This window comes from Acidaminococcus nyctereutis (assembly GCF_052216985.1).
Taxonomy (GTDB): domain Bacteria; phylum Bacillota; class Negativicutes; order Acidaminococcales; family Acidaminococcaceae; genus Acidaminococcus; species Acidaminococcus fermentans_A.
The window spans coordinates 61,657-84,338 of sequence record NZ_JBQOUY010000005.1 but is presented as its reverse complement, the minus strand read 5'-3'; the positions used below and the strand labels follow the sequence as shown (position 1 = coordinate 84,338).

Annotated in this window: 20 protein-coding genes and 1 pseudogene; 16 read left to right on the top strand and 5 right to left on the bottom strand. The window is 54.2% G+C overall.

The annotated features are described in order from the left end of the window. The first annotated feature begins 7 nt into the window (after nucleotides 1-7). The 11 genes from ACTUHY_RS04420 to tsaD all read left to right on the top strand — a co-directional run bounded on the left by ACTUHY_RS04420 (nucleotide 8) and on the right by tsaD (nucleotide 11,037). Nucleotides 8-1,189 (top strand): DUF819 family protein, encoded by a 1,182-nt coding sequence (locus ACTUHY_RS04420; RefSeq protein WP_442826727.1) that lies wholly within the window; start codon nucleotides 8-10, stop codon nucleotides 1,187-1,189. A gap of 149 nt (nucleotides 1,190-1,338) precedes the next feature. Further along, nucleotides 1,339-1,656, top strand: coding sequence for a DUF3870 domain-containing protein (locus ACTUHY_RS04415; protein WP_442826726.1), 318 nt, complete (start codon nucleotides 1,339-1,341; stop codon nucleotides 1,654-1,656). Between the two features lie 407 nt (nucleotides 1,657-2,063). Next, complete coding sequence (locus ACTUHY_RS04410) at nucleotides 2,064-3,962, top strand: type I glutamate--ammonia ligase (RefSeq protein ID WP_347567808.1); 1,899 nt, start codon at nucleotides 2,064-2,066, stop codon at nucleotides 3,960-3,962. Between the two features lie 27 nt (nucleotides 3,963-3,989). Beyond that, nucleotides 3,990-4,574: a 3D domain-containing protein gene (locus ACTUHY_RS04405; RefSeq protein ID WP_278676012.1), complete on the top strand. Its 585-nt coding sequence runs from the start codon at nucleotides 3,990-3,992 to the stop codon at nucleotides 4,572-4,574. Between the two features lie 39 nt (nucleotides 4,575-4,613). Next, nucleotides 4,614-5,054 (top strand): PaaI family thioesterase, encoded by a 441-nt coding sequence (locus ACTUHY_RS04400; RefSeq protein ID WP_442826725.1) that lies wholly within the window; start codon nucleotides 4,614-4,616, stop codon nucleotides 5,052-5,054. Between the two features lie 58 nt (nucleotides 5,055-5,112). After that, a complete protein-coding gene (locus ACTUHY_RS04395; RefSeq protein WP_278676010.1) occupies nucleotides 5,113-6,246 on the top strand; it encodes an acyl-CoA dehydrogenase family protein in 1,134 nt (377 codons plus the stop codon). A gap of 349 nt (nucleotides 6,247-6,595) precedes the next feature. Further along, nucleotides 6,596-8,155 carry a phosphoenolpyruvate carboxykinase (ATP) gene (gene pckA / locus ACTUHY_RS04390; protein ID WP_278675458.1) on the top strand — a complete coding sequence of 520 codons (1,560 nt, stop codon included), beginning with the start codon at nucleotides 6,596-6,598 and terminating at the stop codon, nucleotides 8,153-8,155. Between the two features lie 239 nt (nucleotides 8,156-8,394). Beyond that, nucleotides 8,395-8,874, top strand: a complete 480-nt coding sequence (tsaE, locus tag ACTUHY_RS04385; RefSeq protein WP_278675460.1) for a tRNA (adenosine(37)-N6)-threonylcarbamoyltransferase complex ATPase subunit type 1 TsaE — start codon at nucleotides 8,395-8,397, stop codon at nucleotides 8,872-8,874. Between the two features lie 4 nt (nucleotides 8,875-8,878). Next, entirely contained in the window at nucleotides 8,879-9,580 is a 702-nt protein-coding gene (gene tsaB / locus ACTUHY_RS04380; RefSeq protein WP_278675461.1) for a tRNA (adenosine(37)-N6)-threonylcarbamoyltransferase complex dimerization subunit type 1 TsaB, read from the top strand. Beyond that, the gene (gene rimI, locus ACTUHY_RS04375) at nucleotides 9,550-10,005 is read left to right on the top strand and encodes a ribosomal protein S18-alanine N-acetyltransferase (RefSeq protein WP_278675463.1); all 456 of its coding nucleotides are present in this window, start codon (nucleotides 9,550-9,552) and stop codon (nucleotides 10,003-10,005) included. The genes tsaB and rimI overlap by 31 nt, the downstream gene beginning before the upstream one ends. Nucleotides 10,006-10,017: 12 nt before the next feature. Further along, a complete protein-coding gene (tsaD, locus tag ACTUHY_RS04370; RefSeq protein WP_442826724.1) occupies nucleotides 10,018-11,037 on the top strand; it encodes a tRNA (adenosine(37)-N6)-threonylcarbamoyltransferase complex transferase subunit TsaD in 1,020 nt (339 codons plus the stop codon). Between the two features lie 48 nt (nucleotides 11,038-11,085). On the opposite strand, the gene ACTUHY_RS04365 is transcribed toward tsaD, so the two are convergent. Beyond that, nucleotides 11,086-11,865 carry a helix-turn-helix transcriptional regulator gene (locus ACTUHY_RS04365; RefSeq protein ID WP_442826723.1) on the bottom strand — a complete coding sequence of 260 codons (780 nt, stop codon included), beginning with the start codon at nucleotides 11,863-11,865 and terminating at the stop codon, nucleotides 11,086-11,088. Between the two features lie 374 nt (nucleotides 11,866-12,239). Here ACTUHY_RS04365 and ACTUHY_RS04360 point away from each other — a divergent pair, with 374 nt between their 5' ends. The 3 genes and pseudogenes from ACTUHY_RS04360 (at nucleotide 12,240) to pta (ending at nucleotide 16,788) form a co-directional block, all read left to right on the top strand. Next, entirely contained in the window at nucleotides 12,240-13,889 is a 1,650-nt protein-coding gene (locus tag ACTUHY_RS04360; protein WP_442826722.1) for a tryptophanase, read from the top strand. Between the two features lie 176 nt (nucleotides 13,890-14,065). After that, nucleotides 14,066-15,478: pseudogene (locus ACTUHY_RS04355) on the top strand (sodium-dependent transporter). 296 nt (nucleotides 15,479-15,774) lie between these two features. Beyond that, complete coding sequence (pta, locus tag ACTUHY_RS04350; protein ID WP_278675472.1) at nucleotides 15,775-16,788, top strand: phosphate acetyltransferase; 1,014 nt, start codon at nucleotides 15,775-15,777, stop codon at nucleotides 16,786-16,788. Between the two features lie 65 nt (nucleotides 16,789-16,853). Here pta and ACTUHY_RS04345 read toward each other — a convergent pair whose 3' ends face one another. Next, nucleotides 16,854-17,408: a hypothetical protein gene (locus ACTUHY_RS04345; RefSeq protein WP_278676180.1), complete on the bottom strand. Its 555-nt coding sequence runs from the start codon at nucleotides 17,406-17,408 to the stop codon at nucleotides 16,854-16,856. 132 nt (nucleotides 17,409-17,540) lie between these two features. Here ACTUHY_RS04345 and ACTUHY_RS04340 point away from each other — a divergent pair, with 132 nt between their 5' ends. Continuing rightward, a complete protein-coding gene (locus ACTUHY_RS04340) occupies nucleotides 17,541-18,188 on the top strand; it encodes an HAD family hydrolase (RefSeq protein ID WP_442826721.1) in 648 nt (215 codons plus the stop codon). A gap of 54 nt (nucleotides 18,189-18,242) precedes the next feature. On the opposite strand, the gene ACTUHY_RS04335 is transcribed toward ACTUHY_RS04340, so the two are convergent. The 3 genes from ACTUHY_RS04335 to speD form a co-directional block, all read right to left on the bottom strand. Then, nucleotides 18,243-18,989 (bottom strand): pentapeptide repeat-containing protein, encoded by a 747-nt coding sequence (locus tag ACTUHY_RS04335; RefSeq protein ID WP_442826720.1) that lies wholly within the window; start codon nucleotides 18,987-18,989, stop codon nucleotides 18,243-18,245. A 3-nt stretch (nucleotides 18,990-18,992) separates the two neighbouring features. Next, nucleotides 18,993-19,682 carry an HAD family hydrolase gene (locus ACTUHY_RS04330; RefSeq protein ID WP_442826719.1) on the bottom strand — a complete coding sequence of 230 codons (690 nt, stop codon included), beginning with the start codon at nucleotides 19,680-19,682 and terminating at the stop codon, nucleotides 18,993-18,995. A 131-nt stretch (nucleotides 19,683-19,813) separates the two neighbouring features. Then, on the bottom strand, nucleotides 19,814-20,245 hold the full coding sequence (gene speD / locus ACTUHY_RS04325; protein WP_442826747.1) for an S-adenosylmethionine decarboxylase: 432 nt from the start codon (nucleotides 20,243-20,245) through the stop codon (nucleotides 19,814-19,816). 177 nt (nucleotides 20,246-20,422) lie between these two features. On the opposite strand from speD, the gene recD2 reads away from it, so the two are divergent. Then, entirely contained in the window at nucleotides 20,423-22,588 is a 2,166-nt protein-coding gene (gene recD2 / locus ACTUHY_RS04320; protein WP_442826718.1) for an SF1B family DNA helicase RecD2, read from the top strand. The last annotated feature ends 94 nt before the right edge of the window (nucleotides 22,589-22,682 follow it).

The window sequence follows — 22,682 nt, the reverse complement described above, 5'->3', positions numbered from 1 at the left end:
ATGCAAGATGGTCATCACCAATGGCTTTACCTATATAGCCTTCCTCATGTGCCTGGCAGGGGTCCTGCTGGCTCTGGAAAAGTACACCAAATGGAAAATCTTCAATCTGGTCCCGCCTCTGGTGTGGATCTATGTGCTGAACATGGTCTTCTGTACCATGGGCCTGTATCATTCGAAAGAAGTGTCCGCAGCTTATAAAGCCCTGAAAAACAATCTGCTGTATGCCATGATCTTTGTCATGCTGCTGCGCTGTGACTTCCGGAAACTGGCTAAATTAGGCGGTCGGATGGTGGCCATTTTCCTGGGCTGCTCGGTGACCTTGTTCGTCGGGTTTGTCATCGGGTATCCTATCTTCAAAGGGTACTTGGGCCACGATACCTGGGGGGCTGTAGCAGCACTCTATGCTTCTTGGGTGGGCGGCTCTGCCAATATGGCGGCCATGCAGGCGGCCCTGCCGGTGGATGCCGGTGCCTACAGCTGCGCCCTGGCGCTGGATACGGTGTGCTATTCCGTGTGGATCGCCCTCTTGCTCCTGATGGTGAAGCATGCGGACAAATGGAACGATTCTGTCCAGGCAGACACCTCTAAACTCCAGGCCGTGGCTGATGCAGCGGCGGCGGAAGTGGCCAAGGAAAAGAAAAAGGCAGCGGCGGCTGACTGGATCTTCCTGATCGGTGTTTCTCTGCTGGTTTCTGCCATTTCCCAAAGCGTGGGGGCATCTCTCAATACGATGCTCAAGGGCGTAGGGCTGGCCATGTTCGATAAAGGGACCATGACCACGGTGTTCGTCACCGTCCTGGGCCTGGTATGTGCCATGAGCCCTCTGGGCAAAGTGCCGGCGGTGGAAGAACTGTCCAGCGTGTACCTGTATGCTGTGGTTTCCCTGCTGGCCTCCACGGCCTCTGTAACAGATCTCCTGAGTGCTCCCATGTGGGTGGTCTACGGTTTCTTCATCCTGGTGGTCCATGTGATCGGGATGTACGGACTTTCCAAGCTCTTCCACTGGGATCTGTGCATGGTGTCTACTGCTTCTCTGGCTAATATCGGCGGGGCTGCTTCGGCTCCCATCGTAGCTTCGGCCTATAATGAATCCTATGCGGGCATCGGGGTCCTGATGGGTGTCTTAGGGGCCGCTGTAGGGAATTTTGCCGGACTGATCTGTGGATATGTTTTGAAAATGATGGCGTAATTGGTATAATAAAGGGGTTGTGGCATGTGATAACCACACACGTGCCACAACCCCTCTTTCGGCTCGAGACCCGAGACTCGAGACTCGAGAGCGGAGTGTTGCACAGGACGTGCAACACCCTCACAATCACCCCAAAGGAGCACAGACACATGGACAAACGTACCCTTTACATCACCGGGGAAGCCCGGACCAATATGGACAATGCCATTACCAAGATCTATGGAGTGTTCTATATGGCTTTTGAAGTGGTGGAAGAGACCGGGGAAATCGTGGATGTGGACTGTAATGCCACCCTGAAGCTGACCAGGACGTTTATCCGGAAGCTGTTCCTCCACCATGGCATCCTGGAGGAATCTCTGTTCCTGGAACAGGAAGTGGAACAGCGGTATTTCGGCTCTTCCGGAAAGGCCATATTAGCCGCCTACCGGGATGCCCGGCAGCACTACCGGCAGATCGTAGGGAAATGAAGGGGGTGTTGCACATTGCTTGCAACACCCCCTTTTTTGAGTCTCGAGACCCGAGACTCGAGACCGAGCTGTTGCACCAAACGTGCAACAGCTCCTTCTATTACTGCACTAAAGTTCGGGAAAACTCTTTTATGTAACCTTTCTATCAATAAAGAACGAAAAAAATCCCATCCAAAAGAGCTAAAATCGAACGATAGAAAATTACCATATAAAAATATTCGAAAAAAGTCCATTTTCCTCTAGGCTATGGAAAAGTTTTGTGCTATAATAAACCACGTAATCGAAGACAAAAGGATACAGGTTTTGTAAAGGTAAGAGTAAACGGAACTTTCGGCAGCAGCCTGCTGTGGCTCCAGTCAAAGCCAAGTATTCAAAAAGAACTATCGAGGGGAAAGGGGTACATGATTATGTACGAAAAAGATTTGCTTTACGTGATTCAACCCAGCGAATTAACACCGGAAACCTTACGAGTCTTACTCAACCAACATCCTGAGATTAAATTTGTGTCCTTCATGGGCATTGACTTTGCAGGCAATGATACGGATGAAAAAGTTCCTATCAGCGCCCTGCTGGACGATATGGAAACCATGCTTTACAGCCATACGGCCCAGACCGACGGTTCTTCCGTAGTGCTGCCCGGAGTGGCTTCCCTGAACGATGCCCGGGTAGATATGGTGGCTGACCTGTCCGTGAAATGGTTCGTGGACTACAACCTGGACCACATCGATCCGGAAACCGGCAAATTGGTTGGGACCCTGCGTGTCCCCTGCTTCCTGAAGCACAACGGGGATTTCGTGGATTCCCGGTATCTGCTGAAGAGCACCCTGGAATATGTGGGAGATGAGATCCTGAAAGCCATGAAGGCAGAAGGCAAGGTCCCTGGACTGGCCTTCGATCCCGCCGACGTGGAAAAAATCACTTCCACCAGTGCTACGGAACTGGAATTCTGGGTCAAGACTCCTACGGAAGATGTTTCCACGGAAGCCCTGTCCTCCTCCCAGATCATGCAGGAACAATACTGGGCTCGTACCCGGGGCAATGTCCGGACGGCTTTGGAACAGGCTGTGGAACTGCTGGGCTATTATGGACTGGAACCGGAAATGGGCCACAAAGAAGTGGGCGGTGTCCGGGGCCAGCTGGATGCCAACGGCAATATGACCCATGTCAATGAACAGCTGGAAATCGACTGGAAATATTCCAACGGTCTCCAGGCAGCCGATAATGAGATCCTGGTCCGCACCCTGGTGAAAGAAGTCTTCCGCGCCAACGGTCTGGAAGTCTCCTTCCTGGCCAAACCCATCGTCGGGGTGGCTGGCAGCGGGGAACACACCCATGTAGGACTGGGCTGCATCACCAAAGACGGCAAGTTCTATAACCTGATGAGCCCGGCTGATATGACGAAAGACTTCCTGTCCGCCGTAGGGTATGGCGCCCTGATGGGGATCCTGAAGAACTATGAAGTCCTGAACCCCATCGTATCCTGCACCACTGACGCCTTCAAACGGCTGAAACCTGGGTTCGAAGCTCCGATCTGCATCGTGACCTCCCTGGGCAAAGCTCCGGATGATCCTTCCCGGAACCGTACCATCCTGGCGGGCCTGATCCGCGATCTGGACAACCCCAAAGCTACCCGGTTCGAAATGCGGGCTCCCAACCCCTTCACCAATACCTATATGGCTCTGGCTGGCTTCTACCTGGCTGCTCTGGACGGCATCAAAGCGGCCCTGGGTTCCGGCAAGACCACCGCTGAACTGTGTGCGGAACTGTCCAAGAAGGCTGGAGAAGAAGGCTTCTATCTGGAAAAAAACAGACAGTATCGTTCGGAAAACGATGTATTCGAAGATTACACCGACGAAGAACGGGATAAATACTTCGGTGCTCCTCCTGCAACGGTATGGGAAAACTGCAAAGCCTTTGCAAAGTATCCGGAAAAAGTTGCCGTACTCACTGCCGGCGATATCATCAAACCGGCCTACCTGGAATCCTTCAAGACCGGTGCCCTGATCCGTTGGCAGACGGAACTGCTGAAACATACCATCCCCGACTACCGGACGAAAGTGGCCGCTATGAAACCGGTGGCCAGCGAAAGCAGCACTGCCTGGGATGACGGCATGTGGCAGAGAGTCCAGGAACTGCGGGTCCTGATCGCCAAAGATACGGATACCAGCACCAGCCTGTTCACCCAGATCGGCAAGGCTTTTGCCGATGGAGACTTCGACAAGGCTTCCGACCTGCAGAAGACCCTGGATGCCAAGATGGAAGAACTGGAAGGCCTGTATACGGACTATAAGAACAATATCCTGTAAGAGATACGGAAAGGAGGCTGCTGCGCTGTGCAACGCAAGACCTTTGGTCTCCTGCTGGCGCTCCTGCTTCTTGTCCTGATGCCCCTGACTGGAAAGGCTGCCGCCGTGAAACCGGTGGCAGTCTTCGGGTCTAAGGGTCAAAAAGTGGAAGAAGTACAAGCTATGCTGTCTAAATTGAAGTACTATACGGGCGACATAGATGGAGAGTTCGGAAAAGGGACGCAGACTGCCGTAAAGAAATTCCAACAGAGGAATCGCAAACCACAGACCGGGGAAGTGACCTGGTCCATCTACAATTTGATGAGCAAACAGAGCGGCCTGAGCTTTGGTCGTTTCCGGAAGACCTGGATCATGGAAGCTACGGGATACAGCCCGTCGGATCCGGGAGTCACAGGGGTCACTTATACGGGTGCCATGATGCGCCGAGGTGTGGTGGCGGTGGATCCGGTGATCATCCCTCTGGGCACAAGGATGTACATAATGGGCTATGGCGAAGGATTTGCCTGCGATATCGGTTCAGCCATCAAGGGCAATAAGATCGACTTAGCATTTGATAACCGCGGACAGGCGCTGGAATGGGGCCGTCGGCGGGTACGTGTGTATATACTCTAATTTACAGGAATCGTGGAATAAGGAAGAGGAGTGAAGGCTTTGCTGACAGCAGAAGAAATCCCAGGATGGATGGTCCGGAAATTTGAAGAGAATTCGTTCATGAAGCTGGCGGACGTGAAACTGGAAAAAGTAGAATGTGGATACTGTGAACTGAGTATGGATGCCGATCCAGAACATAAGCACGGCAACCGGTACGGGGTGATCCACGGGGGAGCGCTCTTTACCCTGGCGGATACGGCCATGGGGGCTGTGGGCTACAGCATCGGCTGCAAAGTGGTCACCCTTTCCAGTTCCATCAACTTCCTGAGCAATACCAGTGCAAAAGAAAAAGTATGGGCCAAGGCTTCGCTGGTCCATGCCGGACGTTCTACGGTGGTGACCCGGGTCATGATCTATGACCATACAGGGAAAGAGATGGCTGACGTGACGGGGACCATGTTTGTCATCGGCCATTTTGACGAAATTCCTAAAAAGTGGTAAAATATTCCTACATTTAGGCTTAAAATCGAGAATAAAACCATAAAACAGGAGGAACCTTATGGATTTCGCATTAACCGATGAACAGCTGGATTTACAGGCGATGGTGAAGGATTTCGTGGATAAGGAAATCGTTCCCTATACGGAAGAAATGGACCGGGAGAACCATGCCAGACCGGAGATCTTCCAAAAGGCAGGGGATATGGGCCTGCTGAACCTGGTTGTTCCGGAAGAATATGGCGGCCCTGGTCTGGACAGCATCACCATTGCTACCATCTATGAAGAACTGGGCAAGGGCTGTGCCGGTATCGCTACGTCTATTGCGGCCAATGCCCTGGCTTCCTATCCCATCCTGCTGGCCGGCAACGAGGAGCAGAAAAAATACCAGTGCGACCTGCTGAATGCTGGCAAACTGGCTGCTTTTGCCCTGACGGAACCGGGAGCCGGCTCCGATGCAGGGGCCGTGGCCACCAAGGCCGTCAAAGACGGGGACCACTATGTGCTGAACGGCAATAAAGTCTTCATCACCAATGGGGGCATCGCCGACAGCTTCCTGGTATTTGCCAACACCCGGAAAACTGGCGGGATCCGCGGGCTGACTGCATTCATCGTCCCCAAAGATACGCCGGGCTTCAGCGTAGGCCGGAAAGAAGACAAGATGGGGATCCGTCCCTCCAATACATGTGAACTGATCCTGGAAGATGTGGTGGTTCCGGAATCTATGCGGGTAGGCCGGGAAGGACAGGGCTTCCGCATCGCCATGAATACCCTGGACAGCGCCCGTCCTTTCGTGGCGGCTGTGGCTGTGGGGCTGGCGCAGTCCTGCCTGGATATCGCAGCCCATTATGCCCGGGAAAGAAGACAGTTCGGCCAGCCCATCGCCTCCTTCCAGATGGTCCAAGCTATGATCGCTGATATGGCTATGAAAGTAGAGACCGCTCGGCTGATGGTCCACAAAGCCTGCTGGATGCGGGACCAGGGCGTGGAATTCGGCAAAGAAGCAGCCATGAGCAAATGCTTTGCTTCCGATGTGGCGATGGAAGTGGCTACCGATGCAGTCCAGATCATGGGCGGTTACGGCTATATGAAAGATTATCCCATGGAAAAGAAGATGCGGGATGCCAAGATCCTCCAGATTTACGAAGGCACCAACCAGATCCAGCGGATGGTCATTGCCAACAAGATTTTGTATTGATGAAAAGGGGCTGTTGCATGCGCAACAGCCCCTTTTTGAGGTCTCGGGTCTCGAGTCGTGAGTCGCGGGCTTGTTGGTGCAAGCCCGAAGATTCGGTTTCGCTGCTTTCAGCCGATTTTGTCGTACTATCCTATAGAAAAATACAGAACGGCTTGAACGTCCAGGCTCGCGACCCGTGACCCGCAGCTCGCGATCGGGGGTGTGAATTTTTTCACACCCCCTTTCTGCTTTAATTTTCAGAATACCGCGGTTGTCAAGGCAGAAAAAATAGCATATAATGTTCTATGTATACAAAAAGCGGCATCTCCGCCTTTGGAGGCCAATAGAAGGATATAGGAGAGAAAAACAAATGATCAGTGCTGGATTGTTAGCCGAAGCGAAAGAAACGGTAAGGGATTTGAGCGTTCGAGAATTGATCGAAGAAGCCATCCGCAATGGGGAAGGGACTTTTTCGGACAGGGGCGCTCTGCGGGTGACCACCGGGACCCATACGGGCCGTTCTCCCAAGGATAAATTCATTGTGGATACTCCGCTGACCCATGATGTGGTGAACTGGAACAACAATCAGCCCTGCAGCCAGGAGACCTTTGACCGGTTGTATGCCAAGTGCGAACAATACATCAAGACCCATCGGGTCTACGTAAAGAATGTGAAGGCCGGAGCTGACCCCAAGTACCAGATCCGAGTGAAGTTTATCAACGAGATGGCCTGGCAGACGGTATTTGTCAGCCAGCTGTTCATCAAGACCGATGAACCCAGCACGGTCCAGGAAGATTTCACGGTGATCTCCCTGCCCAGTGTGGAAGCGGATCCGGCTGTGGATCACACAAATTCGGAAACCTTCATCATCCTGAATTTCGATAAAAAAGTTGTCTTGATCGGTGGCGGTATGTACGCCGGAGAACTGAAGAAATCCATCTTCTCCGTCATGAATTATCTGCTGCCGCTCCAGGATATCCTGACCATGCACTGCTCCTGCAACGAAGGCAAGAAAGGGGACGTAGCTCTGTTCTTCGGTCTGTCCGGTACGGGCAAGACCACGCTGTCTGCCGATCCCCAGCGGGCATTGATCGGAGATGATGAACACGGCTGGGGAGACAACGGTGTATTCAACATCGAAGGCGGCTGCTATGCCAAGTGCATCGATCTGACGGAAGACAGTCAGCCGGAAATCTACCGGGCCGTCCGTTTCGGTGCCGTTATGGAAAATGTAGTGGTGGACCCCAAGGATGGGGTGCCTGATTTCTCCGACAGCAGCATCACGGAAAACACCCGGGTGGCCTATCCGTTGGACTATATTCCTAACGCCAAACTGCCCAGCATGGCCGGTCATCCCAAGAACATCATTTTCCTGACGGCCGATGCCTTCGGGGTGCTGCCTCCCATCTCCAAACTGACCAAGGAACAGGCCATGTACCATTATCTCACCGGCTATACCAGCAAAGTGGCTGGGACGGAGCGAGGGATCACGGAACCCCAGGCTACGTTCTCTACGGCTTTCGGAGCCCCTTTCCTGCCCCTGCCTCCGCTGACCTATGCCAAACTGTTGGGCGAACGGATCGCTGAGCATGACACCAATGTATACCTAGTGAACACTGGCTGGAGCGGCGGCCCTTACGGTGTGGGCAAACGGATGAAGCTGGCCTATACCCGCGCCATGATCCATGCCGCATTGGACGGAGAACTGGGGAAAGAAGGCTGGACCACCATGCCACTGTTCGGGGTCTCCATCCCCAAATCCTGCCCCAATGTACCCAGTAGTGTACTGAATCCCCGGAGCACCTGGGAAGACAAGGCTGCCTATGACGAGACGGCTCGGAAACTGGCACGGCTGTTCCAGGAGAACTTCAAGAAATTCCAGGGCGAAGTGACGGAAGATATCGCATCCGCTGGCCCGGTGGGGGAATAAGCGGTTTCTGCAGTGCAGAAACCAGTCACGGGCCGAGGGGCATGAGTCGCGGGCTTGTTGGTACAGCCCGGAGGGTGCTGCTTTTAAAATAAAAGGGTTTGGCAGTGCCTTCTTTGGGTGAGAAATCGAACGGAAATCTTGTACGTCCAGGCTCGCGACCAAAGGGGTGTTGCCATTATGCAACACCCCTTTTTTATGCTATAATTATAAATTGCAATGAACGGGAAGGCGGTGTATGTATGGCAGAAACTGTCTATTGCGCTGATGCAGAGGCTACGGAGGCACTGGGCCGGAAGTTAGGGCGCCTGTGCCGGGACGGGGATGTATTTCTCCTGGACGGGGACCTGGGAACGGGGAAGACCTGTCTGGCGACCGCGGCAGCCGTGGCACTGGGCGTGGATCCACAGGAAGTGACATCTCCCACTTTTTCGCTGATGAATGTCTACCATGGCAGCAGGCTGAACATCAAACATTTCGACCTGTACCGGATCAACTGGCCGGAGGAACTGGAAGATATCGGGTTTTCCGAATATGCCGGCGGTGACGGGGTGACGTTCATCGAGTGGGCGGAACTGTTCCCGGAATACATGCCGGAAGAGAATCTGGAATTGAAATTGACACGCCAGGGAGAGGGACGGCAGATCGAACTGTGCCCCCATGGCAGGCGGTATGAGGAATTGGCCCGGGCTCTCGTGGCTCCAAAGGGCTGGGAAGGTTGAAAACGTGCTGACATTGGGAATCGATACAGCGACCCGGGTTTGCTCCGTGGCCGTCTGTGACAACAAGAAAATCTTAGGGAGCCTGGAAGTGAATGTGGGGCTGACCCATTCGGAGGGGCTGGTGCCCCAGCTGGAAACCCTGCTGAAGCTGGCCCGGGTAGAAAAAAAACAGCTGGAGCTGATCGCCATAAGCCGGGGACCGGGTTCCTTTACGGGTCTGCGGATCGGCATGGCTACGGCGGAGGCTATGGCTTATGCTTTGGGTCTGCCCCTGGTGGCTGTGGATACCCTGAAGGCTATCGCCTATAATCTGCCGGTGGCAGGGGTACGGCTGGTACCCGTTCTGGATGCCCAGAAGGGCAATCTGTATGTGGGCAGCTACCGATGGGAAGAAGACCGCCTGGTGGAAAGTGGACCGGTGCGGATCGCGGCAGCCAAAGAACTGGCCGCACAGCTCCAAGAAGGGAAAGAACCGGCCATCCTCATGGGAGAATGCCATCGGGTGCCGGGTACGGAAAACTGTGACCGGGTCAGCCTGGCTCCGGAAAGCGCCCGTCTGCCCAGAGGCTCTTCGGTGGCCATCCTGGGCGCAGCCCAGTATGTACCGGGCGGGGATCTCCACAGCTATTTCGGTATGGACCCATTCTATATCCGTCGGTCGGAAGCGGAGGAATTATGGGAAAAGAGACATCCGGAAGGACGGTAAGGCCACTCATCCGGGAAGATCTGTCCTGGCTGCTGCCTTTGGACGCAGGTTCCTTCGCCGAAGCTTGGACGGAAGGGACCTGGGTGGAGGAATTGACGGGCCGGCTGAGCCATTATATCGCCCTGTTGGATCAGGGCCGGCCTGTGGCTTTCGGGGGCTTCTGGCTGGTGGCTGGAGAAGCCCAGGTCATGCGCCTGGCAGTGGACCCGAAACGGCGGGGGGAAAAGCTGGGACTGGCCCTCTTGGAAGCTATGCTGGCGGAAGCCGTCCGGCTGGAAGCGACAGAAATGACACTGGAAGTCCGGGAAGGGAATCTCCCTGCCCGCCGGACCTACGACCATGTGGGATTTGCGGAATGCGGGAGGCGTCCCGGGTACTATGGAGACAATGGGGAAGCGGCCATCTTGATGCGCCGTGACCTATGAATTGAGGAGATCATGACGGAAAAAGCAATCAATATCTTGGGAATCGAAAGCAGCTGTGACGAAACGGCTGCGGCAGTGGTGCGGAACGGACGGGAAGTGCTGTCCAATGTGGTATCCACCCAGATCCTGGTCCATCGGAAATTCGGAGGCGTGGTGCCGGAAATCGCTTCCCGGAAACATATCGAGCATGTGATGCCGGTGATCCATAAGGCGCTTACCGACGCGGCCATGACACTGCAGGACGTGGACGCCATCGCGGTCACCTATGGACCGGGACTGGTGGGGGCGCTCCTGGTGGGCCTCAGTGCTGCCAAAGGGCTGGCCCTGGGCAGCGGGAAACCGTTGATTGGGGTGAACCACCTGGAAGGCCATGTATTTGCCAATTTCCTGGCCGATCCGGACTTGCAGCCGCCCTTCCTGGCCCTGGTGGTCAGCGGGGGACATACTTCCCTTTTGGTGGTGGAAGATTACAATACCTTCCGGCTCCTGGGCCAGACCCGGGACGATGCGGCCGGAGAAGCGTTCGACAAGATCGCCCGGTTCATGGGGCTGCCCTATCCGGGAGGCCCGGAAATCGAACGGCTGGCCCAGACCGGCGATCCGGCGTCTGTAGATTTTCCCAGGCCGCTTTTATCCGGCTGTTTTGATTTCAGCTTCAGCGGCCTGAAAAGTGCCGTCATCAATTACCTCCATACAGAAGAACAGCGGAAAAACGGTTTCCGCCGAGAAGATGCAGCGGCCTCCTTCCAGCAGGCCATCGTGGATGTACTGGTGAAAAGGAGCCAGGAAGCCATCCGGGCTACAGGCCTGAAGAAAATCGTCCTGGCCGGAGGGGTTTCGGCCAACCGGCGTCTCCAGGAAGCGCTGGCAAAGGGGGCAAGGGAAGCCGGGGCGGAACTGGTCCATCCCACACCCATCCTCTGCACGGATAACGCGGTGATGATCGGGGTGAGGGGATATTACCAGTATCTGAACCATGATTTCGCCAGCTTGGATTTGAATGCGGATCCAAGCTTGAAGTTGGGGGAATGAAAAAGGGACTGTGAAAAAATGAAGAATCATTTTTTCACAGTCCCTTTTTTATTCCTTTTCCTTTTTGATTTGGGCCAGATAGCGATACATGGTGGCTTGGGAGCAGTGGAGGGCTTCCGCCGCCTTAGGGACGGCTCCTTTCAGCAGGAAGAAGCCTTTTTGCTCCAGTGTACGGGTCAGATCCAGCTTCTTTTGCTGGGGCATTTTTTCAGGTACTGGGGAAGCAGACAGGTCCTGCTGGAGTACCCCCTCTAAGATGGTGTCCAGGGAACTGCCAGGTTCTCCGGGAGCTTCTGGCTCTTGGGAGGGAGCTGGCTCCACGGCTGCTGCCAGAAAGGAAACCGCTTCCGGGCTCTTGAGGATGGGCGGTTCCCCTCTGTCTTCCAGATCCATGGCATGAAGATCAGTATAGGAAAAGAAGCTGGGTTCTGCATTGATGTACTGGTCCGGATGGCATAGGCTGTAGACTTTGGAAGATAGGGCACGGTACCGGGAATCGTCGAAATTGATGCACAGAAGGCCGATCAGGCTGCCGTCCTTATCCTTGAGGAACATGATGGAGCAGCGGAGCAGATGGCCGTTGGCGGAAACCCCCTGATAGTTCAGCTTCCATTTTTCTTTTTCATAACTTTTTTGGGCCAGCATCTCCCGGACGCCTTTCGTCATCTGGGCGCCTACCGTCCGGCCGGTGATGTGGCCGTTAGCGATGGCCACTACACAGGGTGTCTCCTGTTTCATATCATAAAGAACGATTTCGTAATCCGGTCCTAGGGTGAGACTTAAGAATTCTACGAGCTGGGTGAATTTCCTGAGCTGGAAGGGTGACATCGTGGTCTCCTTTCTTATTGTACTTCAGACTCTGTTTTTCTCTATTTTACTATGGAGTCAGCAAAATTACAACGATTTAATAAAAAAATATCATATCAAGGACGATAATGATAAAATAATCTTGAAACAAAAGAAAAAAATAAATAAACGAGAAAAGCGTTGACAAATTTCTGATAAAAAGGTATTATAAACATGCAATCAGGAACTAAATAAGAAAATAAACTTAAAATGCAATAATTTATCCTCACTCCTGATTGTGCCAAACAGATACTGACCGCTCATCGTTATTTGATGCTCTGTGGAGAAGCTGCGATAACCGGGGTGTCTCGTATAATCCATCGGGTGACAGCACCCAATTATAGAAGGTATATCTTATGAAAACGTATCCACTGAACGTCCCTGCTCCTCATCATTACACCTTCGCTGTCCGTGATATCCCTGATGTCACTGTAGAACAGCGGGAACGGGCCCTGAAAGCTACCCACTACAATGAATTCGCTTTCCCTGCCGGCATGTTGACCGTTGATATGCTCTCCGACTCCGGCACCACCGCAATGACCAACCAACAGTGGGCCAGCCTGTTCCTGGGCGATGAAGCCTATGGACGGAACACCGGTTACTATGTACTGCTGGATACGTTCCGGGACATCTTCGAACGGGGCGGCGAAAAGAACTGGAAGAAGATCATCGACCTGGTCCGCACCGACTGCCGGGACGTGGAAAAAATGATGGACGAAGTCTATCTGTGCGAATATGAAGGCGGCCTGTTCAACGGCGGCGCTGCCCAGATGGAACGGCCCAACAGCTTCATCATCCAACAGGGCCGTGCTGCGGAATCTGTCCTGATGGAAATCGTCCGGAAGATCCTGGCCCAACGCCATCCGGGCAAAGTGTTCACCATTCCTTCCAACGGCCACTTCGATACCACCGAAGGGAACATCAAACAAATGGGCTCCATCCCCCGGAACCTGTATCATAAGGAAATCCTGTACGAAGTCCCCGAAGGCGGCAAATACGCAAAGAACCCGTTCAAAGGGAACATGGACATCGAGAAACTGGAACAGCTGATCCAGGGCGTAGGTCCGGAAAATATTCCCCTGATCTTCACCTGCATCACCAACAACCCCATCTGCGGGCAGCCTGTTTCCATGGGCAACATCAAAGAAATCAACCGGGTCGCTCATAAATACAACATCCCGCTGGTATTCGACGTGGCAAGATGGGCAGAAAACTGCTACTTCATCAAGATGAACGAAGAAGGCTACCAAGATAAATCCATTGCAGAAATCGCTTCCGAAATGTTCTCCTACTGCGATGCCTTCACCATGTCTGCCAAGAAAGACGGCCATGCCAATATGGGCGGCATGCTGGCCTTCCGCGACAGAGGCCTGTTCTGGAAGAATTTCTCCGACTTCAACGAAGACGGCTCCATCAAGACCGACGTGGGCGTTCTGCTAAAAGTGAAACAGATCTCCTGCTACGGGAACGATTCCTACGGCGGCATGAGCGGCCGGGATATCATGGCTCTGGCCGTAGGCCTGTATGAATCTTGTGACTTCAACTACATGCACGAACGGGTACAGCAGTGCGAATACCTGGCCCAGGGCTTCTACAAAGCCGGTGTCAAAGGGGTTGTGCTGCCGGCTGGCGGCCACGCTGTGTACATCAATATGGATGAATTCTTCGACGGAAAACGGGATCATACCACCTTCGCCGGGGAAGGCTTCTCCCTGGAATTGATCCGCCGCTACGGCATCCGGGTTTCCGAACTGGGCGACTATTCCATGGAATACGACCTGAAGACCCCGGAACAGCAGGCAGAACTGGCCAACGTGGTACGGTTCGCCATCGACCGCAGCCGTCTGACCCAGGAACACCTGGACTATGTGATCGCTGCTGTGAAGGCACTGTACGAAGACCGGGCCAGCATCCCCAACATGCGCATCGTCTGGGGCCACAAACTGCCCATGCGTCACTTCCATGCCTTCCTGGAACCCTATGCTCCTTCTGAAGACCAAAAATAAGAAATAGGCAACTCCAAAGAGAAGGAACGCCTACACGCTTCTTTATCCACTGGCTCAGGAGCGATTCCTTACCCCTTAAGGAATCGCTCCTTTCTTATTTGCTTTCATTTTCTATCATTTCAAATTATTTCACCAAATGCTATAATGTTTTTACTGTATCCCAGGAGAAGAAAACTATGGATGAACAAACTGCAATCAATGAACAGCTCTATAGAGTGAACGATTTACAGCAAGAAGGAAAAGCAGCCTCTGACATAGCAGAAGGACAGCGGGACGGATTCCAGTCCAAGTGGGGATTTATCTTAGCCTGCATCGGATCTGCCGTCGGCATGGGGAATATCTGGCGCTTTCCCGTCATGGTATCGAAATACGGCGGGATGACTTTCCTGATCCCCTTTTTCTTCTTTGTCATCCTGATCGCCGCTACCGGCGTCATCGAAGAAATGTCTTTTGGACGGATCGCCAAAGCCGGCCCCATCGGCGCCTTTGGTACGGCCACGGAACTGCGCTGGCATGACCGGAAGAAGGGGGAATGGATCGGCATGATCCCTGTGCTGGGCTCCCTGGCCCTGGCCATCGGCTATACCTGTGTGGTGGGCTGGGTGGTGAAATACACCTATCTGGCTTTTACCGGAAGCCTGTCGGCCATGGGGCAGGACCTGCCTCAGATCGCCAGCTTGTTTGAAACCACAGCCACTACTTTCGGCAACAACTTCTGGCTGATCGTGGCCTGCCTGGGCTCCTTCCTGATCATGGGGATGGGGGTTGCCAGCGGCATCGAAAAAGCCAACAAGATCATGATGCCGGCCCTCTTCACCATGTTCCTGTTCCTGCTCTGCTATGTGTTCATCTTGGATAAATCGGAAGCCGGCTACTAATATATCTTCACGTTCAATCCGGAGGGGCTGAAGAATCCGTTTGTCTGGGTCTATGCCTTCGGCCAGGCTTTCTTCACCCTGTCCATCGCCGGCAGCGGTACGGTCATCTACGGATCCTACCTCAGCGATAAGGAAGACGTGGTGGGGGCTGCCAAATATGTAGCATTCTTCAACTTGCTTTCCGCCATGCTGGCCGCCTGCGTGATCATCCCGGCCATGGCCATCACCGGTGAAAAGCTCTATTCCGGCGGACCCGGCCTGATGTTCATCCATCTGATCCCGGTGTTCAACGGCATGCCCGCAGGCCGTCTGGTGGTCATCATCTTCTTCATCTGTGTGCTGTTCGCCGGGGTCAGCTCCCTGGTGAACCTGTATGAAGCTCCGGTCGCTACCCTCCAGGAACAGTTCGGCTTTAAACGGATGCCGGCTGTAGCCACCATCGGGGTGCTGGGCTGTGTATCGGCCCTCCTCATCCAGGGCATCGTGTCTGAATGGATGGACGTGGTCTCCATCTACATCTGCCCCTTGGGTGCTGTCCTGGCTGGCCTGATGTTCTACTGGGTGGGCGGAAAAGAATTCGTCCTCAAGGCTGTCAATACCGGACGGGAAACGTCCATCGGCGCTTGGTTCTATCCCTTAGGGAAATACGTGTTCTGTGTCATTGCCATTGCTGCCCTGGTCATCGGGGCCGCCCTGGGCGGTATCGGCTGACCATTGACGGCGGCTGCTGGTCGGGGGTGTGAAAAAATCCACACCCCCGTTCTCATAAGCCGCATAGCGGCTCGGTCTCGGGTCTCGAGACTCACGACTCGAGACCCGAGACCTCAAAAAGGGGCTGTTGCGCATGCAACAGCCCCCCTCTCTATTCCCCTGTATTATCAGAATATTACCTGTTTTACATTGGGAAAAGTTCTGATTTGGCATTGGTGTAAAAAGTGATATAATATAGACTGTGAAAAGGGGCGCTTGGCGCCAGCCTTTTAATATTTGGGTAGGAGTGATTTGGAATGGCATTTATGGACGAACTGAAGGCTCGTGTTAAACCTGCACAAAAGGTGATTGTGCTGCCGGAAAACGACAGTGACAGAGCTCTGAAGGCTGCTGCTATCGTTGCGAAGGAAGGTTTTGCTAAAATCGTGCTGGTAGGGGATCCTGCAAAGCTGCAGAAAGATGCAGAACGTCTGGGCATCAGCTTTGACGGCGTGAAGATCGTCAACCCTGCAACCTATGAAAAGATGGACGAACTGTGTGCTTATTTCGCAGAACGGAGAAAGAAAAAGGGCATGACCGTGGAAAAAGCACGGGAAATCATGCTGAATGATACCACCTTCTTTGGGGCTGGCCTGTTGGCCATGGGCGATGCTGACGGCGTCGTTTCCGGTTCTACCCGGACTTCTGCTGATACCATCAAAGCCGGTCTGCAGGTTGTAGGGGTGAAACCCGGCAACAAGACCGTATGCAGCGGTTTCATCGTGCTGAGCGACAAAGAAAACCTGGGCGACCATGGCAAGCTGGTCTTCGGCGACTGCGGCGTCATCATCGAACCGACCGCTGAACAGCTGGCCGATATCGCTGTCAGCTGCGCTGAACGGGCTAAGACCACCCTGGAAATCGCAGAACCGAAAGTGGCTCTGCTGTGCTACTCCACCAAAGGTTCCGGCTCCGGTGAAGAAGTGGACAAAGTCAAAGAAGCCGTTGAAATCCTGAAATCCCGGAACGTAGACTTCGCTTTCGATGGCGAACTGCAGGCTGATGCTGCCCTGGTTCCCGAAGTGGGCGAACGGAAGGCTCCTGGCTCCAAAGTGGCCGGTCATGCTAACGTGCTGATTTTCCCGAACCTGTGTGCTGCCAACATCGGCTACAAACTGGTTGAACGGTTCAGCGGTGCTACCTGCCTGGGGCCTCTGGTACAGGGCCTGGCAAAACCTGTCCTGGATCTGAGCCGCGGCTGCTCCACCCAGGACGTAGTGGATGTAGTGGCTGTCTGCGCCAGCGACGCCATTGCAGCAGAAGGCAAGTGATTTGTGTAAAAAAGGGGGCTGTTGCGCGTGTGTAGTTTTCACACGTGCAACAGCCCCCTTTTTTTTTATTCCAGCGATTCAAAATAGGAGAAACGCCAGCCTTTCAAGGTCTTCACATAAGGGAAGATGGTCTTTTTGGTTTCCACCACATTGGTCTTCCCATGGACCGGATCTTCCATGATGGGAGTGGAAATCTCCAGGTTGATGCGGGTGGGGGATTCCCGGACGATGTTGATGGTGGAAGTCCCTTTCCGGGGATCCTGGGCCTTGGCGCTGGGGGCCACATACAGCTTCCCATCAAATTCCCGGTACATCCGGCTGTCGCTGATGATGAAACTGGACAGGGCTTCGGTGAAACATTCATTGACCCGGGTCTTCAGGGCCAGCATAGTGGGATACTTTTTGTCGGCTACCGTATAGTAGATCATATATCCGGTGTCTCGTTCTCCCTTGCCGTCTGTTTTTAGCGGATGGTGTTCGAACCATTCGAAAACAGTGTTGGCTTCTTGGAAAGCCTGGGCTACTTCCTGATCGGTGGGAGCTTCCGGGGAAGCAAAGACTGTCAGGGCTGCTGACAGTACCAGGATGGCGGATAAGAATAAAGAACGTACGATTTTCATGGACGCACTCTCCTTCAGTTTGATTCTTTTATTGTATCATAATTTGGCAGGATGTGGTATCATCTTCCCTGTAGGTCCATGGAAGACAGATTCTTCCATGGACAATCATCCATGAAAGAGGAGGGGATATCCATGAAATATCAAGGAGTGATCTTTGATCTGGATGGGACTTTGCTGGATACCTTGACGGATCTGTGGAAGGCCGTAGATGCAGCCTGCCGGAAATACGGCTATGCCCCCCGGACCCGGCTGCAGGTGCGGCGGGCCCTGGGCAATGGGCTGGAAAGGCTGCTGCGGCTTTCGCTGCCTGAAGATATCGGAGAGGAGCCGTTCCAGGCGGTTTTCCAGTTTTTCCGGGGATATTATTTGGAACACTGCCATGAAGAGACCCGCCCCTATGAGGGAATCCCTAAACTGCTCTGCCAGCTGCAGCAGAAGGGCATCCGGATGGCCATCGTCTCCAACAAAGCACACCCGGCAGTATTGGAACTCCGGGACCGGTATTTCCCGGAAACCCTGCAGGTGGCCATCGGGGAAAGTAGGGAGATCCGTCGGAAACCGGCACCGGATACGGTGTTTAAGGCCTTGGAGGAACTGGGGATCTCTCGAGAACAGGCCGTATATGTGGGCGATTCCGAAGTGGACAAAAAGACAGCGGACAACGCTGGCATGGACTGTTTCCTGGTCACTTGGGGCTTCCGGGACCGGGATGAATTGGCGGCCCTGGAACCCACCGCCCTCATCGACCGGCCGGAACAGATCTTGGAGAGGGTAATGTGAACAAAGGGGTTGTTGCGCGTGTGTGGTCTTCACACGTGCAACAACCCCTTCTTTCTATTTCCTGTATGCCATTTCCAGTTCCGTACTGGTGAATTGGGTCCCTTCCAGGTTGGCGTGGCTCAGGTCGGCATCATCCAGATTGGCATTGGTGAGCACGGCCTTGCTCAGATTGCTCTCTTCCAGGGAGGCACTCATGAGATTGGCGTTCTTGAAATTGGCTTCCGGCAGGCTGGCTCGGCGGAGGCGGGCATTGTACAGATTGGCAGAGGTAAAGTTGGCCCCCCGCAGCTGAGTGCCGAAGAACCAGCTCCGGGCCAGGTTGGCAGAAAAGAAATTCGCCATGGCTCCATTGGCATAGTCGAAATTGCTTTCCCGCAGATCCGCCGTATACAGATTGGCGAAAGTCAGGAGTGCATGGGAGAAACTGGTCCGGTACGCAGTGACCCCTACCAGGGAGCTGCGGTTCAGGACAGTATGGGAAAAATTGGCGTTGGATAGGTCCGCTCCTTCCAGATCGGAACCGGCCATATAGGCGTTGCGGAGGCTGGCTTTCTGGAGGTTGGCTTCTTTCAGATCGGCATCTTCCAGGATGGCATTGGTCAGATTGGCATAGCTCAGATCTGCCCCCTGGAGGTTGGCACCGGTTAGGTCCGCATCCCGCAGATAGGCTCCCCGCAGATCTCCCCCTGGGCAGGAACGGGTGGCCTGCAACTGGTCCACATCGCTTTGCCGGTAGGCCAGGGCGGGTACAGCCATAGCAAAAACCAGTAGGAGCGTGAGAAATGATTTCTTTCCAAACATGGTTCAGGCCTCCTCCAGGATGGCAGAAAAGTCACGGGGATCTTCCGGCAGTTCCGGTATGATTTTCCAGGGATGATAGACTTCCAGACGGTCCTTTGGATAAGAAGAACCCTTCAGGACGATCAGGCTCCGGACACCGATGGCTTGGGCACAGGTGATGTCATGGGGCGTATCTCCTACAACGATGAGCTGATCGGGAGTCACGGCAGGATCTGCCTCCTGGACTTTTTCCCATAATGCCTTGGACAGATCGTCCCGGAGCTCACTGATTTCCCCGAAGGCACTGCGGCCATAGTCGAATTCCTTTTCGATGCCGAAATACTGGAGCTTGGCATGGGCCGCGGCTTCACAGTTCCCGGTGAGCAGCAGGGAAGTGGTCCCGGGATCCTGCCGGATCCATTCCAGGGTCTCTTTGACATGGGGGAGCAGGTGCCCGTTTTTTTCCACCAAAGACGCAGGCAGCTTGTGGCCGTAGGCAGTGAGCATATGGGCTATTTCTTCCGGGCTGCAGCAGCCTTGGATGCCTTCGATGGCTTTGCGGGCGATATAGGTGTCCGTCCGGCCGGCCATGCCGTAGGTGAATTCAAATTGATCCAGGCCGTACAATTCCTTGATGGTATCTTTCATGGCGGCGACTCCCGCATAATTGGTCAGGAGCAGGGTCCCGTCGATATCCCAACAGATGTATTTCATGATGCGTTCTTCCTTTGTCTGCAAAAGAAGCTGTGAAACAGGGACCGGCATTTCTGGCCGGGCAGGTTCCACAGCTTAGTTTTTTAGCAGAGCCAGCTGTGCTGGTCTCTTGCGGCCCTTGGCCGCCTTCTTCATTCTTTGTTCTTTTTCCAGGTCATAAATTTCTTCAGTTTGGCGCCAGCGTTCTTGGCCCGGCGGATGGGTTTGACCATCTTTTTCCGCTGGGGCTTCATGTCTTTGATCGAGCCATAGTCTCCCCGCTTCAGGGTGGTGAGTTTGGTCTGGTCAGGTCCGAACTCCTGGCGCAGGAACACCGCTACCTGTTCCGGGCTGGCAGCGCTTTCCAGCGTAAAGACATCGGCTTCCACATAGCCGTAACTGGGGAATACATGGAGGAAAATATGGCCATTGGTACACAGCATGACGAAGCAAAAATCGTCCCCTTCATCATTCTCCGTAGCATATAGGGCCAGTTCCTTCAGAATGAAGCGTTCAGCTGCTTCTTCTAATATATCTCTGATCTTTTCTTTATCGAATACGACTTCTTCCATACAACGGTACATGTCCAATGCAGCTTGGGTACCTTTTCCAATCACGTGGCGTTCACTTCCTTTGGGATGCTTCAAATTTTGTCCTGATTTCAGCTTCCTCATTATACCGTAATTCAATAGGCACTGTCAAAAAAAACGGAAAACTGTGCTATAATAAGTAAAACATATGTTCAGGAGGAACCATGGGGCATGTCCGGACCAGTATCTATTGAACTCACCATAAAGAATATCGTATTTCAGGCTGCAGAAGGGACCTTCTGTGTGTTCCGGGGAGAAAATCCGGAAGTGGGGACGATTTCCGTTGTCTATAAGGGGCGGGCTCCTTTTGCCGGAGAACAGGTGCGCCTTGTGGGAGAGTGGGGGGACCATCCCCGGTTCGGGAGGCAGTTCCAAGCCCAGAGCTGGGAAGCTGTCCAGCCTAAGGGAGCAGAAGGCCTGGTGAAGATGCTGGGCAGCGGCGTCTTGAAGGGCGTGGGTCCGGCCATGGCCCAGCGGATCGTGGACAAGTTCGGGGAAGAGACCCTGAAGATCCTGGAGCAATCTCCGGAACGGCTGCGGGAAGTCAACGGCATCGGGAAGAAAAAGGCAGAAGCCATCGTGGCTTCTTATGGAGAGCTGAAAGACAATCGGGAACTGATCTTTTTCCTGGAGAGCCACGGCATCAGCGGGAATTATGCCCCCCGGATCCAGGCTCTCTACGGCAATACGGCGGTGACCCGGATCAGCAACAACCCCTATTGCCTGGCAGAAGAAGTGGACGGCATCGGTTTCCGTACTGCAGATGCCCTGGCCAGGAATCTGGGAGTGGATGAGCATGATGAAGACCGGATCCGGGCAGGAATCCACTATACCCTGCTCCAAGGCGCCAGCCAGGGTCATACCTGTGTACCGGACCGGTGGCTGGTGGATATGGCGGCCAAAGTCCTCCAGTTGGATCCCCTGGAAGTGGAGCAGGTGTTCCAGCAGCTCTTGAGGGACAATCTTCTCCGGACGGAAGACAGGGGAGACCATGTGTGCGTATACCCAGAATACCTGTACTGGGCAGAAGAGGGGGTCGCCCATCGGCTGCTGGCTCTCCGGGATAATGTGAATGCCCTGTGGAAGGTGGATTACCAAAAGATCATCCGGGAATGGGAACAGGACGAACGGATCCATCTGGCGCCAGAACAGGCAGAAGCCGTGAAAGCTTCCGTGGATCACGGGGTCTTTGTGCTCACCGGCGGTCCCGGCACCGGGAAGACCACGGTCATCAAGGGGATCCTTTCGGTGATGGAACAGGCGGGATGCAAGATCCTCCTGGCAGCGCCTACAGGACGGGCTGCCAAACGCTTGGCAGAAAGTGCTGGGAAGCCAGCCCAGACCGTCCATCGGCTGCTGGAATATACCCCTAACGGAGAAGGCGATTCCTTCTGGGGCCGGGATGAAAGCAATCCCCTGGAGGCGGATGCCGTGATCGTGGATGAAGCTTCCATGATGGACATCGTGCTCATGTACAACCTGCTGAAAGCCCTGCCTCTGGGCTGCCGGCTGATCTTAGTTGGGGATGTGGACCAGCTGCCCAGCGTAGGACCCGGCTCCGTGCTCCAGGATATCATCCGCAGCGGGACCATGCCCATCGTCCGCCTGGAGAATGTGTTCCGGCAGGCGGAACTGAGCCCCATCGTCCGGAATGCCCACCGGATCAACCAGGGAGCGATGCCCCAGTGGGAGGGAGAGAAGGATTTCAGTTTCCAGGAATTCGCTACGGAAGAAGAGACCATGTATTATGTGGTGGATCTGTACGCCAGATTGGCAGGGCAGGACCCTCTGGAAAATGTCCAGGTGCTGACCCCCATGCACAAGAACCTGTGCGGGGTGGAGAACCTGAATACTTTGATCCAGGCCCGGGTGAACCCGCCGGATCCAGAAAAGAGGGAATACCATACCAGTTTCCTGGCCCTCCGGGAAGGTGACAAGGTGATGCAGATCCGGAACAATTATGATAAGAACGTGTTCAATGGAGATATCGGGCGGGTTCGCAGCATCCAGGGGGCTTATGTGACAGTGGATTTCCCGGATCGGGCAGAGGGGGAAGCCGTGACCTATGAAGGCGCAGAGATCTCAGACCTGCGCCTGGCTTATGCCATGAGTGTCCATAAATCCCAGGGCAGCGAATATGGCGCCGTCATCATGCCATTGGTGATGAGCCACTATCTCCTGCTCCAGCGGAATCTGTTCTACACGGCCATCACCCGGGCCAAGAAACAGGTGTATCTGGCTGGCAGCCAGCGGGCCCTGCGCCTGGCGGTGGAAAACGATAAGACCCGGAAGCGGTACAGCCTGCTGGCAGAGCGGCTGAAGAGGTATGGTGAATGAAGAAGTCAGACTCCACCACCATTGCGCAAGCGCAACGGTCCCCCGCCCCTTTCAGGGGACGGACAGAAATGGACGCAAGGGGGGTGGGCTCCGT

What these genes read in the sequence shown, in the direction of transcription:
- tsaE (WP_278675460.1), top strand. Translation starts at nt 8,395, where the DNA reads ATGGCAGAAACTGTCTATTGCGCTGATGCAGAGGCTACGGAGGCACTG.
- rimI (WP_278675463.1), top strand. Translation starts at nt 9,550, where the DNA reads ATGGGAAAAGAGACATCCGGAAGGACGGTAAGGCCACTCATCCGGGAA.
- pckA (WP_278675458.1), top strand. Translation starts at nt 6,596, where the DNA reads ATGATCAGTGCTGGATTGTTAGCCGAAGCGAAAGAAACGGTAAGGGAT.
- ACTUHY_RS04410 (WP_347567808.1), top strand. Translation starts at nt 2,064, where the DNA reads ATGTACGAAAAAGATTTGCTTTACGTGATTCAACCCAGCGAATTAACA.
- ACTUHY_RS04335 (WP_442826720.1), bottom strand. Translation starts at nt 18,989, where the DNA reads ATGTTTGGAAAGAAATCATTTCTCACGCTCCTACTGGTTTTTGCTATG.
- ACTUHY_RS04395 (WP_278676010.1), top strand. Translation starts at nt 5,113, where the DNA reads ATGGATTTCGCATTAACCGATGAACAGCTGGATTTACAGGCGATGGTG.
- ACTUHY_RS04345 (WP_278676180.1), bottom strand. Translation starts at nt 17,408, where the DNA reads ATGAAAATCGTACGTTCTTTATTCTTATCCGCCATCCTGGTACTGTCA.
- speD (WP_442826747.1), bottom strand. Translation starts at nt 20,245, where the DNA reads ATGTACCGTTGTATGGAAGAAGTCGTATTCGATAAAGAAAAGATCAGA.
- ACTUHY_RS04360 (WP_442826722.1), top strand. Translation starts at nt 12,240, where the DNA reads ATGAAAACGTATCCACTGAACGTCCCTGCTCCTCATCATTACACCTTC.
- recD2 (WP_442826718.1), top strand. Translation starts at nt 20,423, where the DNA reads ATGTCCGGACCAGTATCTATTGAACTCACCATAAAGAATATCGTATTT.
- ACTUHY_RS04365 (WP_442826723.1), bottom strand. Translation starts at nt 11,865, where the DNA reads ATGTCACCCTTCCAGCTCAGGAAATTCACCCAGCTCGTAGAATTCTTA.
- ACTUHY_RS04415 (WP_442826726.1), top strand. Translation starts at nt 1,339, where the DNA reads ATGGACAAACGTACCCTTTACATCACCGGGGAAGCCCGGACCAATATG.
- tsaD (WP_442826724.1), top strand. Translation starts at nt 10,018, where the DNA reads ATGACGGAAAAAGCAATCAATATCTTGGGAATCGAAAGCAGCTGTGAC.
- pta (WP_278675472.1), top strand. Translation starts at nt 15,775, where the DNA reads ATGGCATTTATGGACGAACTGAAGGCTCGTGTTAAACCTGCACAAAAG.
- ACTUHY_RS04330 (WP_442826719.1), bottom strand. Translation starts at nt 19,682, where the DNA reads ATGAAATACATCTGTTGGGATATCGACGGGACCCTGCTCCTGACCAAT.
- ACTUHY_RS04420 (WP_442826727.1), top strand. Translation starts at nt 8, where the DNA reads ATGGTCATCACCAATGGCTTTACCTATATAGCCTTCCTCATGTGCCTG.
- ACTUHY_RS04340 (WP_442826721.1), top strand. Translation starts at nt 17,541, where the DNA reads ATGAAATATCAAGGAGTGATCTTTGATCTGGATGGGACTTTGCTGGAT.